The sequence below is a fragment of the Acidisphaera sp. S103 genome (genome assembly GCF_009765975.1).
In the GTDB taxonomy this organism is placed as follows: Bacteria; Pseudomonadota; Alphaproteobacteria; order Acetobacterales; family Acetobacteraceae; genus Rhodopila.
This window is the reverse complement of sequence record NZ_LMUJ01000015.1, coordinates 26,072-41,664: the sequence shown is the minus strand read 5'-3', so window position 1 is coordinate 41,664 and position 15,593 is coordinate 26,072. Positions and strand designations below refer to the sequence as shown.

Below are 15,593 nucleotides of genomic sequence, written 5' to 3'. Positions count from 1 at the left end.
CCCTTGCCGTAGCGTTTGCCCGCGGCCGTGACGCTGAAGCCGCCCGCCTGGATCGCGCCGGGCCCGACCGGGCGCTCGCCGCTGGCCTGAAACCCTACATAGGGGAAGCGTCCCAGCCGCTCGTCGTAGCTCAACATGGTGGTCACCGGCGTGATCTCGTCGGTCGACACGTCGTCGCGCAGGGGCTGGGCGTTGCGCAGCCCGATATCGCGCCCCGCCAGTTGCGCCCGCATCAGGTCTGGGTCGCTGGTGAGGAATAGGATTCGCCCGTCGAACCGGATCGTGTCGGTCATGTTCGCCTCATGCGCAAGGAAGCGCGACCCTATCCCGGCACATCCAGCAGGACGACCACGGCACAGGCGAAGGGGGGCATCGCGGATTGCGAAGCCGCCGCCGCGGAGGGCGCGCGTAACCTCACACCATGAAGACATTGTATCAAAAGATATGGGACACCCACGCCTTCGCTGGCGCGCCGGATGGCTCCTGCCTGCTCTACATCGACCGCCATCTGCTCAACGAGGTATCGAGCCCGCAGGCGTTCGACGGGTTGCGCGACGCCGGCCGCGCGCCATGGAATTCCGGTGCGTGTCTGGCCATCGCCGATCATAACGTGCCTACGGCCAATCGTGCCGCCGGCATCGCCGATCCGCTCTCGCGCGCCCAGGTGGCGGCGCTCGCCGGCAATGCGGCGCAATACGACATCACCTTCCTTGGCCCTGACGATGCCCGCCAGGGGATCGAGCATGTCGTGGGCCCCGAACTCGGCGCCACGCTCCCCGGCATCACGCTGGTTTGCGGCGACTCGCATACCTCCACCCATGGTGCCTTTGCTTGCCTCGCCTTCGGGATCGGCACCTCCGAGGTCGAGCATGTGCTCGCGACGCAGACCCTGCGCACGCGACCGATGAAGACCATGCTGGTGCGGATCGACGGCACGCTGGGTGCCGGGGTGACGGCGAAGGATGTGATCCTCTCGCTGATCGGCCGCATCGGCACTGGCGGCGCGACCGGCCACGCGATCGAATACGCCGGGTCGGCGATCCGTGGCCTGTCGATGGAAGGGCGCATGACGATCTGCAACATGTCGATCGAGGCTGGCGCCCGCGCCGGGCTGATCGCCGTCGACGATACCACCATCGACTATGTCCGTAGCCGCCCCTACGCGCCCTCCGGCGCCGCCTGGACCCAGGCCGAGGCCTATTGGCGCGGCCTAGTTTCCGACCCGGGTGCTGAGTTCGACCGTGTCATCAGCCTTGATGCCGCCGCCATCGTGCCGCAGGTGAGTTGGGGTACGTCACCCGGGATGGTCGTGGCCGTCGATGGCCGCGTGCCTGATCCGGATGCGGAGACCGATGCCGGGCGGCGAGAGAGCCAGTGGCGCGCGCTGCGCTATATGGGGCTCACGCCGCATACGCCGGTTACCGAGATCGCGCTCGACAAGGTCTTCATCGGCTCCTGCACCAATTCGCGCATCGAGGATCTGCGCGCCGCCGCCGCCGTGGTGCGAGGGCGCCGCAAGGCCGCGAGCGTGCGGCTTGCGATGGTGGTGCCGGGCTCGACACAGGTGAAGCTGCAGGCTGAGCGGGAAGGGTTGGACCGGGATTTCCTGGCCGCCGGCTTCGAGTGGCGCGATTCCGGCTGTTCGATGTGCATGGCGATGAACGACGATCGCCTCTCGCCCGGGGAGCGCTGTGCTTCCACCTCCAACCGTAATTTCGAGGGGCGCCAGGGCAGTGGCGGGCGGACGCATCTGGTCAGCCCGGCGATGGCGGCGGCCGCAGCCATCGCCGGGCGCTTCGTCGATGTGCGCGACTGGACATTGGAGGACGCGCGATGACCCCTTTTGTGGAGCATGCCGGCACCGCCGTGCCGCTCGATCGCGCCCATGTCGATACCGATGCGATCATCCCGGCGCGCTTCCTCACCTCGATCAGCCGCTCCGGCTTCGAGGCGCATCTGTTCGATGGCTGGCGCTTCCTCGATCGCGCGGTGCCTGGCACACCGGCGGACGGGCGTCCGCTCAACCTGGATTTCGTGCTGAACCTGCCGCGGCACCACGCGGCGACGATCCTGCTCGCGCGTGAGAATTTCGGCTGCGGCTCCTCCCGCGAGCACGCTGTCTGGGCGATCCAGCAATATGGGCTGCGCGTCGTGATCGCGCCGAGCTTCGGCGATATCTTTTATCAGAACAGCTTGAAAAGCGGCCTGCTGCCCGTGCGGCTGCCGGAAGCGGTGATGGACGTGCTGTTCGACGCGGTGCAAGCCGATAGCGCGACCGCAATCACCGTCGACCTGCCATCGCAGACAGTCGCGATCGGCAACGGCCCACGCTACGGCTTCGAGATGGATACCGAACGCAAGCATCAGCTGATCAACGGGCTGGACGACATCGGGCTCACGCTCGCGGTCGTGGAGGAGATCCGTGCCTTCCAGGCCGGCCATTGGGCGCGCTTCCCATGGCTCGCCGAGCGGCTTTGACGGTTGTACCCAGTGGTCTCTGGAATGCGGCTTTCCGCAAGCGAATTGTCGATTGACTATCGCAACCACCTGGTCGGCGCGGGCGTGCCCCACGTCTACGGTTTCTCTGCAACTGAGCGCTTTGTTCGGGAGACCAACGAAAGCGCGGAAGTGATCCAGGACATCACAGCTTGAACCCGCGCCAACTGGCGGATCCGAGGGTGAACAATCAGCCAGACTTCTCTGGTCAGGACGGTTCGGTAGTTTGGTACAATTTGGAGTTCTTTAAAACGGCTTTGCATAAAGGTGGGGAGCAACGATTTTCCCAAGCCGTTGCGAACGGCATATAAAATGGCCTCACCATCGTTGACGAGTAAAGGTATCGGATTGGTTGCACGGTTATTGGACGCTATCCATCGTGCTTGAGGAACATCTGTGTGCGAATCCTCGTACGTCAGCCAAGGAAGCTCTTCGACATTCGTCCCAGCCACGTGGAAAGCTGAGTATTCGATTTCGCCAATTCGCTTGCAGAGCATCTCGTCGTCTTTGGAGGGTCTCGGGAAGCGCACGGCGAGGTCCGCTTCCCGACGCGTGATGCTCAGGTTCGAATTGTCAAAAATGAGCTCCAGGCAGAGCGCTGGGTGTTGGCTTCTTAGCATCGGCATGGCCGGAACAAGAACATGATTGGCGATGGTCGTGACAGTCGTCACGCGAACAGTGCCGGCGGTTGCAGCATCCTGATTGCCTACACGTTCTTGAATCGAGAGAATTTGAGTTTCTATTTGTTCCGCCGCTTCGATGACGATTTCACCGGCTTGAGTAGGCGTAATTGCTCCTTCAAGCCGCTCAAACAACCTGACGCCGAGGGCCTCTTCGAGAGCCGCCAGACGGCGGCTTACAGTCGATTGATCCACATGTAGCGACTGAGCTGATGCGCGCAGTGTTTTAGCCCGCGCCACCGCCAGCACAACTTTCAGATCACTCCACTCCGAGACCCGCATTTTTGCAGCTCAAGTTAGAAAACAACGATTAGATCGGGCATTTTTGCACAGCATAGGGCTATAATCAATGAGAAAAATGGACTCGTCAGGCTCGGTTACGAGTTTGTGCCCGCAAACGTTCGCGACGGCTGTACGGGCTCGTGGCAAGGAACGTGTTAGCGATTGCCGACATCCGGTAGCCTGAATCTGGCGATATATGGTCGATGACGGAAGCTGAGCGCCCAAGCGGAGCCAGAAGGATCTGGCTGCATTTGCAGGCGGATCATGTCGCATCAGAGTCGTTCATCGCATTTTTGCTTTCGAGGACGGCATTTTTACAGACTTCCACTCAAGCATCGCGCAACCTACCTTTAGGTATGTCGAGTTCGAAATGAACGGAGTGCCAGATATGATTGATTTTTATACAAGTCCGACACCCAACGGGTACAAAGTCGCGATCGCTCTTGAGGAACTGAGCTTGCAATATCGGCTACATGTCCTCGATTTGGAAAAGCGCCAGCAGAAAGAAGATTGGTATCTTCGGATAAATCCTAACGGTCGGATCCCAGCCATCGTAGACAACACTGGCGCCGATAGGTTTGCGGTTTTCGAATCTGGGGCGATCCTTATCTATCTCGCCGAGAAAACCGGGCGTTTGCTGCCTACAGATGCTCGGAGACGTTCGGACGTCATACAGTGGCTGATGTTTCAGATGGCCGGCGTAGGGCCTATTCAAGGTCAAGCACACGCATTCGTACATTATTTTCCGGAAAAAATCCCGTCGGTCATAAGCCGCTTTGTGAACGAGGCACGTCGTCTATACGAGATTCTCAACAACAAGCTCGCGGATCGCGAATATCTCTGCGGCGACTTTTCAATCGCTGATATCGCAACCTGGCCCTGGATCCGGCGCTATGATTGGCCTGGCATCGACATTGCCGGACTGGATCATCTCTCAAGATGGATGAAGACGATGTCGGAGCGGCCGGCGTGTGCACGGGGGGGCGCTATACCGCAGCGACCCGACGCAACGAACACTGTTCGTATCTACTCCTCCATAGTCGGGAGGTAAGTAAGATGCACTCCCAGCCGCCTTTCCATGACGACAAGCTCTCAGCAGGGTCCGTGCTCGCGCCGTTCATAGCGGCGTGCGTGCAGGCAGCTCCGGTTAACTTTGGTACCGCAAAAACGTAGGAGAAAGTCCGGGGCCAGGTATCTTTGCCCGATGATCCGGAGGCCATAATAGTCTGTTGCGGCGGGGCCTACATCGTCAGTCCCTTCGGGAAGCTGTTTGCCGGTCCTCTCTGGGACAAGGAAGGGATTTCAACTGCCGAGATCGACCTTGGGGAGATTCCGAAGGCTCAGTATGACTTTGATCCGGTTGGGCACTACAGCCAGCCGGATGTCTTCAAGCTCTTGGTGAACCGCACAGCGATGGCCCCAGTCCGCCATGAGCCAGGTATCTAACTAAGCACTGAGCCTTTCGTGCGGGAGTGCTCCCGACCAAAATCACAAAGATGATCTGGAGGCAACGACGATGGATCTTACGGTATGTGAACGAGTTGGCCATGAAGGGCGTCGACCCAGCCCGTTTTCGTGGCGCATCCGATATGCACTGGCGCACAAGCAAGTCCGTGTTGCATATCGGCCGACCCGGTTTTCCGAAGTCGACATGATTGAGAGGCTGAGCGGACAGAGGCTTGTCCCGGTTCTCGTCCATGACGGCGTGGTTGTATGCGATTCTTGGAATATCGCGATCTACCTCGAGGATCGCTTTCCCGATCGACCTGCACTATTCGGCGGATCAGCCAGCCGCGCCACTACACGATTCTTGAGTCATTGGGCGGATACGACGTTTCATCTTCCTCTTCGCATGATGATCTTTGCGGAATTCATTCAATGTCTCTGTCCGGAAGATCGAGACTATTTCGTTCGGTCTCGTGAGGCGGAGTTCGGTATGACAATAGAGCAAGTCCGCAGAAAAAGAAGCTGTTATCAGAAGGCGTTCGAAGCAGCCTGTCTACCATTTGAACGACTTCTCGGCGAACAGGACTTCGTCGGCGGTCCGTCTCCCACTTACGCGGATTACATCGTGTTCTCGGTTTTTCTGCAGGCTCACGTGTGCAATTCGAAAGATGTGCTCAGGCCGGACTCTGCCATCGCACTCTGGCGATCGCGAATGTTCACTCTTTTTGGTGGTATTGATCGAGTGACTTCCGAAAATGAGGTCGTTCTGAGCGGTTCGTACTGAGTACCATGACAGCCGGCAAGGATCTCTAGACGATGGCGCGCATCCCCTATGCCAACATCAATCGCCACGAAACGAGAGCACTTGCGAGCGAGATCGCAGCGCAACGCGGTGATGTTCTGCATCTATACCGCATGTTGTTGCATAGCCCACCGGTGGCGGCCGGGTGGTTACGCTATCTGACGGCCATCCGTCACGAGTGCAGTTTGCCAGGAGCCCTGCGTGAACTGGTCATAATGCGGGTCGCGCTCCTAAACGGAGCTCCTTATGAAGCTGATCAGCATTCGCCCATTGCTCGGGCTGAAGGGCTGAGCGAGGCCCAGCTTGATGAATTGCCCACGTGGAGCAGTTCTGACGTGTTCGATTTGAAGCAGCGCGCGGTTCTTGCTTTCACGGATGCAATGACCCGGAAGGTCCGTGTCCCCGAACCTGTGTTTGCGGACGTTCGGGCGCACTTCGACGAGCGCTCCATTGTCGAACTGGCCGCGACGGTGGCCGCCTATAACATGGTGTCTCGATTTCTTGAGGCGCTGCAGATCCAGACCCATGACGCGGTCGGACCTTCCGATCTCGCTGCATACAATTAGGAACACAAGAATGTTGAGTCTTGGAGGCAAGGTAGTCCTGGTGACCGGGAGCGGGTCTATAGGAGCCGGATGGGGGAACGGCAAAGCCATTGCCGTCCTGTTCGCGCGACAGGGTACCAAGGTAATGGGCGTGGATATCAACGTTCAGGCCGCCGAAGAGACGCACTCACTTATTGAACAAGAGCGCAACACATCTGTGGCAGTTTCGTGCGATGTTACCGATGGAGCTGCCGTCAAGAGCCTTATCAAGGATTGTGTCGATCGGTTCGGTCGCGTCGATGTCCTTGTCAATAATGTCGGCCGTTCCGAACCAGGCGGACCGGCCGAACTCGAGGAGGACACATGGGATGCGCAGATGGCATTGAACCTCGAGAGCGTGTTCTTAACCTGCAAGGAGGTGCTGCCGGTTATGGAACACCAGGGCGGCGGTGCAATTGTCAATATTTCATCTGTCGCCGGCCTTCGCTACATAGGCAAGCCGCAGGTGGCTTACAGCGCGGGCAAGGCTGCGATGATGCAATTTACGAAGACGACAGCTGTCATCTACGCGAAACGTAGCATCCGGTTGAATTGCGTAGTCCCCGGCTTGATATTCACGCCGCTTGTTCGCCGCCTCGCCGAGAAGTACGCAGATCGCCAGTTCGATCAGTTCGTAACCAATCGAAATCAACAAGTGCCGCTGGGGCGTACGGGCGATGCGTGGGACGTCGCGCATGCTGCGTTGTTCCTGGCTTCAGACGAGGCGAAGTACATCACGGGCACGGAACTGATAGTTGACGGCGGCCTGACCTCCACGACCAGCTGATTATCCCAGTAGCTATAACGGGCACGACTGCGAGGAATGCTTGAAGTAAAAGACGACTGAACGCCCCCTTTGGTCATCGGCAAAGCAGTGCCAAGGGTGGGGGTCAATTCATAGAGCGTCTCCATGTCCGCAAAAATGCCAACAGCGATAGCAGTTTTCCGCATTGTATTCGCCCGATTGCGATTGCAGCTTTAGGCGAACAATTGGCGGGTGACGTGATGAACGCGCAGCAGACAGACCTAAGTTCTGAGGATGTAATTGACCGGATGGCCCGTGCCGTAGACCTCACTATCCCGCTCGATATACGCACGGGCGTCATGTTGGCCTTCGACCGTCTTGCGAACGCCGCGGCGGAAATTATGGATTTTCCACTCTCTGCTGATGCTGACAGCGCCCAGGTTATCGTCCCATGAGTCTGCTGGATGCCGATGCCCTGGCGATTTCAGATGCGGTTCGCAAGAAGCGGATTTCCGCGACTGAAGTCGCTCAGATATTTCTGCAGCATATCCGGCGCCAGAATTCCAGATTCAATTGCTTCACCCATGTTACTGATGACATAGGCATGGCGGATGCCAAGGCTGTTGATGCCGCCGTTGCCGGGAATGGCGTACTCGGTCCGCTTTGTGGCGTTCCCTATGCGGTGAAAAATTCATTCGACGTGCACGGCGTGCGAACCCTGGCTGGGTCCAGTATCAATGCTGAGTTGCCTCCAGCAGCGCGAGACGCGGCTGCGGTAGAAAGAATGCGCGAAGCTGGCGCGATCTTGTTGGGCACTTTAAACATGGAGGAATACGCGTACGGGTTCACGTCAGAAAATGCGCACTATGGTGCCGTACGCAATCCGCATGACATCAGCAAGATCGCGGGTGGCTCATCAGGCGGTTCGGCTGCTGCCGTTGCCGCCGGTTTGGTGCCGCTTGCATTAGGCTCTGACACCGGTGGTTCGATCCGTTTACCTGCCGCCCTATGCGGTGTGTTCGGGCTTAAGCCAACGTTCGGCAGGCTCAATCGCAACGGCTGTTTCCCACTCGCTGCGAGTTTTGACACCGTTGGGCCGTTTGCACGTACCGTAGACGATCTGGCCGCTGCCTATCAGGCGATGGTGGGAGTTGGTAAGGATCTCCACCAGGCGCATCCTGTGATCGTGCATGCGCCGCCTCCTGGGCGGTGCGAAGTCGGTAATGTGCGTGTAGCGACGGCCGATTATTTTGACGAATACTTGGACGGCGATGCACGCTCAGCGGTGGCGCATGTCGCTCAGGCCCTCGGCTCCGCTCGTTCGGTAACGATCCCGGAAGCTGGACGTGCCCGCGCGGCACACGTGGTCATGACCGCCGTTGAGGGCGCTGCCGTGCACTTAGCCAGCTTGCGTACGCGACCAATGGATTTTGAGCCTCCATCTAGAGATCGGTTGCTAGCGGGTGCAATCAGTCCGGCGGCGTGGTACCTGCAGGCCCAGCGCTTCCGACGGTGGTTTTGCAATGAAGTTGCGAGGATCTTTGAGGACGTTGATGTCATCCTCGCTCCAGCGTCGCCATGCGCTGCGACACCGATCTGGGCAGAGTTCATGAATCTCGGCGGCCGCGACTTAAGTCCTCGGGCGTACATGGGGATGTTCACGCAACCAATTTCGGTAGCCGGCCTACCGGTCCTGACAGTACCCGTCTTACGCGAGGGCAAAATGCCGCTGGGCGTTCAGATTATTGCACCGCCGTTTCGTGAAGACCTCTGCTTCCGAGTCGGTCGGGCTCTCGAGCGATCCGGTGCCGTACACGCGAAGATCGTTTCGCGGGGGGACGACCGATACGAGGGCAGCGAACAAGACGAAGTTGCATGCCCTCCGCCGCGGGTCGGACAGCAGTCGGGGTTACGCGAAATATGATCATGGACCAAATGTTCCTTGATGACTTTAAGATTTCCGACCGGTTTGTCAGCCCGGGGATAACCGTCACCGAAAGTATGATCATCGATTTCGCCCTGGCCTACGATCCGCAACCGTTTCATTTAGATGTTGAGGCCGCAGCTGGAACACATTTCGGTGGACTCATCGCCAGCGGAATCCAGACGTTGGCCTTGGGTTTCCGAGCCTTCTTGCAACTTGGCGTCTTCCGGGCGTGTGGAATGGGTTCACCCGGTCTCGATGAACTGCGCTGGCTGCGCCCGGTCCGTCCAGGTGACACACTTCATTCTGACGCCGAAGTCGTCGAGGTGCGGCCGTCGCGGTCGAAGCCCGACCGGGGACTACTGGTCCTGTCGTTCAAGATACGGAATCAGCGCGGTGAGGACGTGCTGACGATGCGAAGTATGCTACTGACTCGTCGACGCTCACAATAGAAGGCATGGCGTCGGTTGTCAGCTAAACAACGTTAAACGTGAGCATTTGCAAACGAAGCTGCGCCGGCTCCTGGTCGATCGGGCTGACGTGAGCATAGCCAACACCCGAGATCATGATGAACGCCGATCTTGCGTTTTTCATCCGCCGGAAACTGTCCAAGACAGTGCAGGACACGGCCTTCTTCGACCCGGTGGCTCTTGACATGGACACCGCGGACTTCGATGCCGGGCGCAAGGTCGAAACCCCGGCGGCCAATGCACCGGTTTCCGCGGTGGGAGGCCCAGGCGCCGACAGAACCACTGTACGTAGTCTGGTCATGACATGATGATGTCGGCCACGTACTATGCCGGTCATGCGAATCGACACAACCAGCAGCGTCCCGCTGTATGCCCAGCTAGAGGGCATCCTTGCCGCCGACATTGAAAGCGGGCGACTCCGGCCGGGGACCCAGCTTCCGCCCGAAGACAGCCTGATCGCCCGCTTCTCGGTCAGCCGCACCACGGTTCGTGCCGCGGTGCAAAATCTCGCCCGGCGCGGGCTTATCGAGATCCGCCGCGGCCGCGGCACCTTCGTCTCCCGCCCCAAGCTGACACAGGAACTGAGTGGCTTGACGGGTTTTGTCGAGGACATGCAGGCGCTTGGCAAGCAAGCGACCGCTCGGTTGATCGACCAGGGTGTGGTACCCGCTGCCGAGGCGGTCGCGCGGCATCTGCAACTGGAAAAAGGCACGCCGGTCGTCCGCATTCGGCGCGTCCGCCTGGCCGACGGCACGCCGATCTCCCTGGACGAGACCTACCTTCCGCACGACGTGGGGATAAAGGTGATGGCCAACGACCTGGAGGTCGAGCCTATCTTCACCCTCCTTGAACAAAAATATGATTTGCCGTTGATCGAGGCCGATTATCGGCTTGAAGCGGTGGCGGCCAATTCCGACGTGGCCGTCGCGCTGCTCGTTCCCCTTGGCAGCCCGATCTTCCTGATCGAACGGACGTCTTATTGCGCTGACAGGGCGGCGGTGGATTACGAACGCCTGTATTATCGGGGTGATCAGATCAGCTTCGTGACTCGGTTGGCCCGGCGGTAAGGCCTAGAGCCAGATTCTATCGTGCGCCGTCGTACCGGTTAATTGGACAAAAATAGACCAAAATGATGTCATAATACACATATAACGCATAAAATATAATCAATATTTTATCACGGACGATATATCTTACGAAATCGGATCGAACATGGTCAAATATAATCCACTTCCTTACGTTGTTCGTTATTTGTTCATAGTGACGTCATGATGTCTCGCTGCTAGGGTTATCCCATGATGCAAGCCATCGACCCTGACGATCAACGGCACCGCCGATCTCTGGCTTCCTCACCCCCTCAACGGGGCCGTTCAGCATGACAGTCGCCGATGACACCGTCGCGCTGCCGCGCCTTGCGAGTGCCGCACGGTCATGGGCTCTGGCCTGGCCGCCCAGCCTCCTGGTCCGGGAATGCCTTGCCGGTGTCGTGACGATGCTGGCACTGCTTCCCGAAGTCATCTCATTTTCATTCGTGTCCGGTGTCGATGCGAAAGTCGCGCTCGTCGCCTCTGTCGTCCTTGCCTTCGTCACCTCCGTCCTCGGCGGACGTCCGGCCATGGTAACGGCCGCGGCGGGTTCCGTGGCGCTGGTGATCGGCCCAATGGTGCGGGCTCACGGTGTACCCTATGTGTTACCGACGGTCCTTCTCGCCGGTGTTGTCCAGGTGGCGTTCGGGGCTGCTGGACTCGCACGCATGACGCGCTTCATCCCGAGATCCGTCATGCTGGGCTTCGTCAACGCGCTGGGCATCCTGATCTTCTGCGCCCAGGTGCCGCACGTTATCGGCACCGATCCGGTGGTCTATGCCCTGTTCGCCGTCACGGCCGTGATCACCCTGCTGCTGCCGCGCCTTACGACCGCCGTCCCTGCCGCGCTGGTCGCGATCGTCGCCGTCACTGCGATCGTTGCGTTCGGTCATCTTCACGTGCCGAATGTCAGCGGTGACGCGCCGGCTGCGGCTGGACTGCCGGGGCTGACGCCGCTTCTCGTGCCGCTCGACCTCGACACGCTGCGGATCATCTGGCCCACCGCGCTGAGTGTCGCTTTCGTCGGTCTGCTGGAAACGCTGCTGACGGCAAGGCTGGTGGATGACCTGACGCGGACGCCTTCCAACAAGGGCCAAGAATGTTGGGCGCTTGGCGTCGCCAACATCCTGGCCAGTTGCTGGGGCGGTATCGGTGGCTGCGCCATGATCGGGCAGAGCATCGTCAACGTGGAGATCGGCGGCGGTCGCACCCGCCTGTCGACAGCCGTGGCCGCGCTGGCCCTGCTCGCCATGTTGACCGGCCTCGGCGGGCTGATGGCGCGAATTCCCATGGTCGCATTGGCCGCCGTGATGATGATCGTCGCGATCCGCACCGTGAACTGGGGCAGCATCAAGCCCGAGACGCTGAAGCGGCTGCCGGTGTCGGAAACCGCAATCATGCTGTTGACGGTTGGCGTCACCGTGGCGACCGGCAACCTCGCTCTGGGTGTTCTCTGTGGCGTCGTGCTGGCCATCATCGTCTTCGCCCGCCGAGCTTCGCAGGGCACGATCGCCCATCGGACGCTGCTGGGTGATGGCGACGCGGTGCGTTACGTCGTGCATGGTCCTCTGTTCTTCGGCAGCAGCCACGATCTGCACGAACATTTCACCCATGCGGCCGATCCGGCCGATGTCACGATCGACCTGACGCATTCTCCGATCTGGGATGTGTCCAGCGTCGCCGCGCTCGATGCGATTGAAACCAAATACCGCGACCTTGGATCAGTCGTGACCTTTGTCGGCCTGGACGAGCGCAGTGCTGCGTTCCGGCAACGGCTCAGCGGAATACTCTAGGCAACATCGCAGGACTTTTGCAGGGAGAGGCTGAATGAGTGCTTTCCGGCGTAAACGACTGGCCATGGCGGCGTTGTCCGCAGCGCTTGCGCTGACCGGCGGCCCTGGATCCGCCGGCGCGAAAACACTCGATATCGGGATCGGGATCCAGAATACGACGACCAACACCGTCACGGGCGGCATCGTCCTCCAGCAACTGGGTTTGTTTACGAAACTTCTGCCCAGGACCGGCAAGTACAAAGACGTCACGTATTCGCTGTCTTGGCAGAACTTTACCTCCGGTCCGCCGATCACCAACGGGATGATGGCGAATAACATCCAGATCGGCATGATGGGCGACTTTCCACTGTTGGTCGACGGGGCCACCGGACAGGCAACCGGAAACGCGACGGAGCTTGTGGCCATCCTGGCCTATAATGCGCATGGCGGCGGCAACGGCATCATCGTGAACAAGGACACACCGCTTTACGACTTCGACGACCTGAAGGGCAAGACCATCTCGGTACCCTTCGGGTCGGCCGCCCACGGGATGCTGTTGCGCGCGCTGCAGATGCGCGGGCTGACCGGGGATTTCTGGAATCTGGTGTCGCAATCGCCGGAAATCGGCACCACCAACCTGCAACAGAAGCGCATCGACGCGCATGCCGACTTCGTGCCGTTCCCGGAGCTTCTACCGTTTCGGGGTTTTGCCAGAAAAATTTACGATGGGGCGGAGACAGGCGTCCCGACGCTGCATGGTGTGGTCGTACGCAAGGACTTCGCTGACAAATACCCGGAAGTCGTCGTTGCCTATATCAAGGCGGTGATGGAGGCGAACAACTGGTTCCGTTCCAATCCGCAGGTCGCTGCGGAGAAAATTGAAGACTGGACGAAGATCAACAAGGAAGTCGCTTACATCTACCTGGGCCCGGATGGGATCATGACGCTGGATCCGACGATCAAGCCGGCCTGGGTCACAGCCCTGACGGCTGATTACCAAGTGCTTCAACATCTGAACATGATCAAGCCGCTCGACGTCCAGGCATGGGTCAATGACACGTATGTCCGTCAGGCCTTCAAGGATGAAGAGTTGGACTATGACAAACAACTCAAGTCCACGACCGGCTACGACGTGAAGGGTCAGGACCCGGTCTGCAAAGCACCTGTCGCCAATCCCGCTCAGGCCGGCCAGGTCTGGGTCCGCGATGGCGACATCATCAGCTTCAGCTCTCCCGTATGCGCCCTGCTGGGCGTCCGGCAATACCAGGCCGCGGGCAAGACATTGAACGCCGTCTACCTCGTGGACCACCAGCTCGGCATCAAGGTTTTCGCCGACCAGGCCTTTTTCGCCGTGAACGACAAGGACCGCGCAAAGCCCGATATCACGCCCTTCCTGTTGAAACGAGATGCGGAGGCGTACGCGAAGGCGAACGGGGGCAGGCTCGCCACCTACGCCGAGGCCATCAAGGACGTCGCGAGCTTCACACCCTGACTGGGAAGGGCAGCATCATGAGCGCAGAGGCCATGCCGGCAACCGACGGACCTATCATACGCTACTTCGAGCGGGAAAAGCTGGATGAGATTGCTGCCCCCGCCCAAAAAACGTTACGTCTTCCGTTCTGGTTCAGTTCGGACCGGGTAATCACCGTGGTTTCGGCGTGCCTGTCGATCGGTTGCCTCTTCGTCATCTGGTATCTCGGCACGAGATATCGCATCAACCTCTTCATCCGCTTCCAGAACATCCCGACACCCCATGAGGTCTTCGTCCAAGCCGGCGAAGTCATCGGGTCGACCAAGTTCCTGATCAATATCGGCATGAGCCTGGAACGCATTCTGCTGGGCTTCGCGATCGCCATCATCCTCGGCGTGCCGTTGGGGCTGCTGACCGGCCGTTACCGCCGGATCAGGGAACTGGTGATGCCCGCGGTCGAGGTCCTTCGCCCCATCCCAGCGATCGCCTGGGTGCCGATGTCGATCATGCTATGGCCCAGCAACGAATCCAGCATCATCTTCATCACCTTCATCGGCGCCTTTTTCCCGATCCTGCTGAACACAATCCACGGGGTCGAGGCCATGGACGGTGTGTTGCTGCGGGCAGCACAATGCCTGGGTGCGAGTGAGCCGCGGTTGTTCTGGCACGTCATTCTGCCCGGCGCGTTGTCCCAAATCTTTACCGGCCTGGCGATCGGCATGGGTGTCGCCTGGGTATCATTGATCGCAGCCGAAATGATCTCGGGTCAGTTCGGTGTCGGATATTATACCTGGGAAGCATACTCGCTGGTCAATTACCCGGCGATCGTGCTGGGCATGATCACCATCGGGATGCTGGGGCTGCTGTGCAGCGGCGCCATCCGCCTCATCGGCCGCCTGACCATGCCGTGGCTCGCCTTCGCACCCGGGAGCAGGAAATGAGCGACAAAGGATTCATCGACGTGCAGGGCGTCAGCATCCAATTCGCCACCCGCGGCTCCATTGTGCAGGCTGTCAAGAGCGTTTCACTCACCGTCCAGCCCAATGAATTCGTTTCGTTGATCGGGCCATCCGGCTGCGGTAAGTCCACGCTGCTGAATATCGTCGCGGGTTTCGCGAAGGCTTCCAGCGGGCAGGCGCTGCTGGATGGCGTGCCGATCACCGGCCCTGGTTCGGAACGCGGCGTAGTGTTCCAGCAATATTCGCTGTTTCCCTGGCTGACGGTGCGAAAGAACGTCGAATTCGGCCTGAGAATGAGCGGCGTTGCCCGCGGCAAACGCGAATCCTCAGCCCGCACGTTGCTGGGCTTGGCGGGGTTGCTGGCGTTCGAGAACCACTATCCCGACCAGTTGTCGGGCGGCATGAAGCAGCGCATCGGCATCGTCCGAGCGCTGGCCACCAGCCCGCAGGTCCTGCTGATGGATGAGCCGTTCGGGGCGCTGGATACGCAAACCCGGACAGTGATGCAGGAAATACTGACGAATATGTGGCAGCAGTTCCGGATCTCGGTGCTGTTTGTTACGCACGATATCGAAGAGGCGGTCTTCCTGTCGGACCGCATCTACGTGATGACGGCAAGACCGGGGCGGATCAAGGCGGAGGTTCGCGTGCCTCTTCCCCGGCCCCGGATGGCCGCCATGACTGAAACCCCCGGTTTCATGGAGCTCGTACACAAATTGAAAGGATTGATCCGAGAGGAGTCTATTGCGGCAATGGGCTCCGAACTGAAGTCGGGTGGTCTGACCGGCTTCGGCATGGACGTAGGCCCGCAGGGCGTAGGCCAGCTTCTGTAGCGAAGGCCGGGATAGTCATTCCCGGTTCGCGACATATCCAACAC

17 protein-coding genes and 1 pseudogene are annotated in these 15,593 nt (G+C 59.7%); 16 read left to right on the top strand and 2 right to left on the bottom strand.

The features are described from left to right. Positions 1–293 (bottom strand): annotated as a pseudogene (locus tag GSQ89_RS01600) (3-isopropylmalate dehydratase); the annotation flags it as partial. A 128-nt stretch (positions 294–421) separates the two neighbouring features. On the opposite strand from GSQ89_RS01600, the gene leuC reads away from it, so the two are divergent. Together leuC and leuD are read left to right on the top strand one after the other, a co-directional pair. Beyond that, complete coding sequence (leuC, locus tag GSQ89_RS01595) at positions 422–1,837, top strand: 3-isopropylmalate dehydratase large subunit (protein WP_158921348.1); 1,416 nt, start codon at positions 422–424, stop codon at positions 1,835–1,837. An 8-nt stretch (positions 1,838–1,845) separates the two neighbouring features. After that, positions 1,846–2,478 carry a 3-isopropylmalate dehydratase small subunit gene (gene leuD / locus GSQ89_RS01590; protein ID WP_254073028.1) on the top strand — a complete coding sequence of 211 codons (633 nt, stop codon included), beginning with the start codon at positions 1,846–1,848 and terminating at the stop codon, positions 2,476–2,478. Positions 2,479–2,573: 95 nt separating this feature from the next. On the opposite strand, the gene GSQ89_RS01585 is transcribed toward leuD, so the two are convergent. Then, entirely contained in the window at positions 2,574–3,458 is an 885-nt protein-coding gene (locus tag GSQ89_RS01585; RefSeq protein WP_158921344.1) for a LysR family transcriptional regulator, read from the bottom strand. 388 nt (positions 3,459–3,846) lie between these two features. Here GSQ89_RS01585 and GSQ89_RS01580 point away from each other — a divergent pair, with 388 nt between their 5' ends. From GSQ89_RS01580 to GSQ89_RS01515, 14 genes are all read left to right on the top strand, one after another. After that, on the top strand, positions 3,847–4,509 hold the full coding sequence (locus GSQ89_RS01580; RefSeq protein ID WP_158921342.1) for a glutathione S-transferase family protein: 663 nt from the start codon (positions 3,847–3,849) through the stop codon (positions 4,507–4,509). 146 nt (positions 4,510–4,655) lie between these two features. Beyond that, positions 4,656–4,904: a nitrilase-related carbon-nitrogen hydrolase gene (locus tag GSQ89_RS39965; RefSeq protein WP_158921340.1), complete on the top strand. Its 249-nt coding sequence runs from the start codon at positions 4,656–4,658 to the stop codon at positions 4,902–4,904. A gap of 70 nt (positions 4,905–4,974) precedes the next feature. Beyond that, positions 4,975–5,688 carry a glutathione S-transferase N-terminal domain-containing protein gene (locus GSQ89_RS01570; RefSeq protein WP_158921338.1) on the top strand — a complete coding sequence of 238 codons (714 nt, stop codon included), beginning with the start codon at positions 4,975–4,977 and terminating at the stop codon, positions 5,686–5,688. A 32-nt stretch (positions 5,689–5,720) separates the two neighbouring features. After that, entirely contained in the window at positions 5,721–6,272 is a 552-nt protein-coding gene (locus GSQ89_RS01565) for a carboxymuconolactone decarboxylase family protein (protein ID WP_158921336.1), read from the top strand. Positions 6,273–6,282: 10 nt separating this feature from the next. Continuing rightward, positions 6,283–7,077, top strand: coding sequence for an SDR family NAD(P)-dependent oxidoreductase (locus GSQ89_RS01560; RefSeq protein ID WP_158921334.1), 795 nt, complete (start codon positions 6,283–6,285; stop codon positions 7,075–7,077). Between the two features lie 218 nt (positions 7,078–7,295). Beyond that, entirely contained in the window at positions 7,296–7,490 is a 195-nt protein-coding gene (locus GSQ89_RS01555; protein ID WP_158921332.1) for an AtzG-like protein, read from the top strand. Then, positions 7,487–8,959 carry an AtzE family amidohydrolase gene (locus GSQ89_RS01550; RefSeq protein WP_158921330.1) on the top strand — a complete coding sequence of 491 codons (1,473 nt, stop codon included), beginning with the start codon at positions 7,487–7,489 and terminating at the stop codon, positions 8,957–8,959. The genes GSQ89_RS01555 and GSQ89_RS01550 overlap by 4 nt, the downstream gene beginning before the upstream one ends. Positions 8,960–8,961: 2 nt before the next feature. Next, a complete protein-coding gene (locus tag GSQ89_RS01545; RefSeq protein WP_158921328.1) occupies positions 8,962–9,411 on the top strand; it encodes a MaoC family dehydratase in 450 nt (149 codons plus the stop codon). 116 nt (positions 9,412–9,527) lie between these two features. Continuing rightward, positions 9,528–9,737: a hypothetical protein gene (locus tag GSQ89_RS38330; protein WP_216855961.1), complete on the top strand. Its 210-nt coding sequence runs from the start codon at positions 9,528–9,530 to the stop codon at positions 9,735–9,737. Between the two features lie 27 nt (positions 9,738–9,764). Further along, positions 9,765–10,496 carry a GntR family transcriptional regulator gene (locus GSQ89_RS01535; protein ID WP_158921326.1) on the top strand — a complete coding sequence of 244 codons (732 nt, stop codon included), beginning with the start codon at positions 9,765–9,767 and terminating at the stop codon, positions 10,494–10,496. A 308-nt stretch (positions 10,497–10,804) separates the two neighbouring features. Then, complete coding sequence (locus GSQ89_RS01530) at positions 10,805–12,307, top strand: SulP family inorganic anion transporter (protein ID WP_158921324.1); 1,503 nt, start codon at positions 10,805–10,807, stop codon at positions 12,305–12,307. A gap of 64 nt (positions 12,308–12,371) precedes the next feature. Continuing rightward, positions 12,372–13,778: an ABC transporter substrate-binding protein gene (locus GSQ89_RS01525; RefSeq protein WP_216855960.1), complete on the top strand. Its 1,407-nt coding sequence runs from the start codon at positions 12,372–12,374 to the stop codon at positions 13,776–13,778. Positions 13,779–13,795: 17 nt separating this feature from the next. Continuing rightward, entirely contained in the window at positions 13,796–14,698 is a 903-nt protein-coding gene (locus GSQ89_RS01520; RefSeq protein ID WP_158921320.1) for an ABC transporter permease, read from the top strand. Next, positions 14,695–15,549: an ABC transporter ATP-binding protein gene (locus GSQ89_RS01515; RefSeq protein WP_158921318.1), complete on the top strand. Its 855-nt coding sequence runs from the start codon at positions 14,695–14,697 to the stop codon at positions 15,547–15,549. The genes GSQ89_RS01520 and GSQ89_RS01515 overlap by 4 nt, the downstream gene beginning before the upstream one ends. The last annotated feature ends 44 nt before the right edge of the window (positions 15,550–15,593 follow it).

What these genes read in the sequence shown, in the direction of transcription:
- leuC (WP_158921348.1), top strand. Translation starts at nt 422, where the DNA reads ATGAAGACATTGTATCAAAAGATATGGGACACCCACGCCTTCGCTGGC.
- GSQ89_RS01585 (WP_158921344.1), bottom strand. Translation starts at nt 3,458, where the DNA reads ATGCGGGTCTCGGAGTGGAGTGATCTGAAAGTTGTGCTGGCGGTGGCG.
- GSQ89_RS01580 (WP_158921342.1), top strand. Translation starts at nt 3,847, where the DNA reads ATGATTGATTTTTATACAAGTCCGACACCCAACGGGTACAAAGTCGCG.
- GSQ89_RS01570 (WP_158921338.1), top strand. Translation starts at nt 4,975, where the DNA reads ATGGATCTTACGGTATGTGAACGAGTTGGCCATGAAGGGCGTCGACCC.
- GSQ89_RS01565 (WP_158921336.1), top strand. Translation starts at nt 5,721, where the DNA reads ATGGCGCGCATCCCCTATGCCAACATCAATCGCCACGAAACGAGAGCA.
- GSQ89_RS01560 (WP_158921334.1), top strand. Translation starts at nt 6,283, where the DNA reads ATGTTGAGTCTTGGAGGCAAGGTAGTCCTGGTGACCGGGAGCGGGTCT.
- GSQ89_RS01555 (WP_158921332.1), top strand. Translation starts at nt 7,296, where the DNA reads ATGAACGCGCAGCAGACAGACCTAAGTTCTGAGGATGTAATTGACCGG.
- GSQ89_RS01550 (WP_158921330.1), top strand. Translation starts at nt 7,487, where the DNA reads ATGAGTCTGCTGGATGCCGATGCCCTGGCGATTTCAGATGCGGTTCGC.
- GSQ89_RS01545 (WP_158921328.1), top strand. Translation starts at nt 8,962, where the DNA reads ATGGACCAAATGTTCCTTGATGACTTTAAGATTTCCGACCGGTTTGTC.
- GSQ89_RS38330 (WP_216855961.1), top strand. Translation starts at nt 9,528, where the DNA reads ATGAACGCCGATCTTGCGTTTTTCATCCGCCGGAAACTGTCCAAGACA.
- GSQ89_RS01535 (WP_158921326.1), top strand. Translation starts at nt 9,765, where the DNA reads ATGCGAATCGACACAACCAGCAGCGTCCCGCTGTATGCCCAGCTAGAG.
- GSQ89_RS01530 (WP_158921324.1), top strand. Translation starts at nt 10,805, where the DNA reads ATGACAGTCGCCGATGACACCGTCGCGCTGCCGCGCCTTGCGAGTGCC.
- GSQ89_RS01525 (WP_216855960.1), top strand. Translation starts at nt 12,372, where the DNA reads ATGGCGGCGTTGTCCGCAGCGCTTGCGCTGACCGGCGGCCCTGGATCC.
- GSQ89_RS01520 (WP_158921320.1), top strand. Translation starts at nt 13,796, where the DNA reads ATGAGCGCAGAGGCCATGCCGGCAACCGACGGACCTATCATACGCTAC.
- GSQ89_RS01515 (WP_158921318.1), top strand. Translation starts at nt 14,695, where the DNA reads ATGAGCGACAAAGGATTCATCGACGTGCAGGGCGTCAGCATCCAATTC.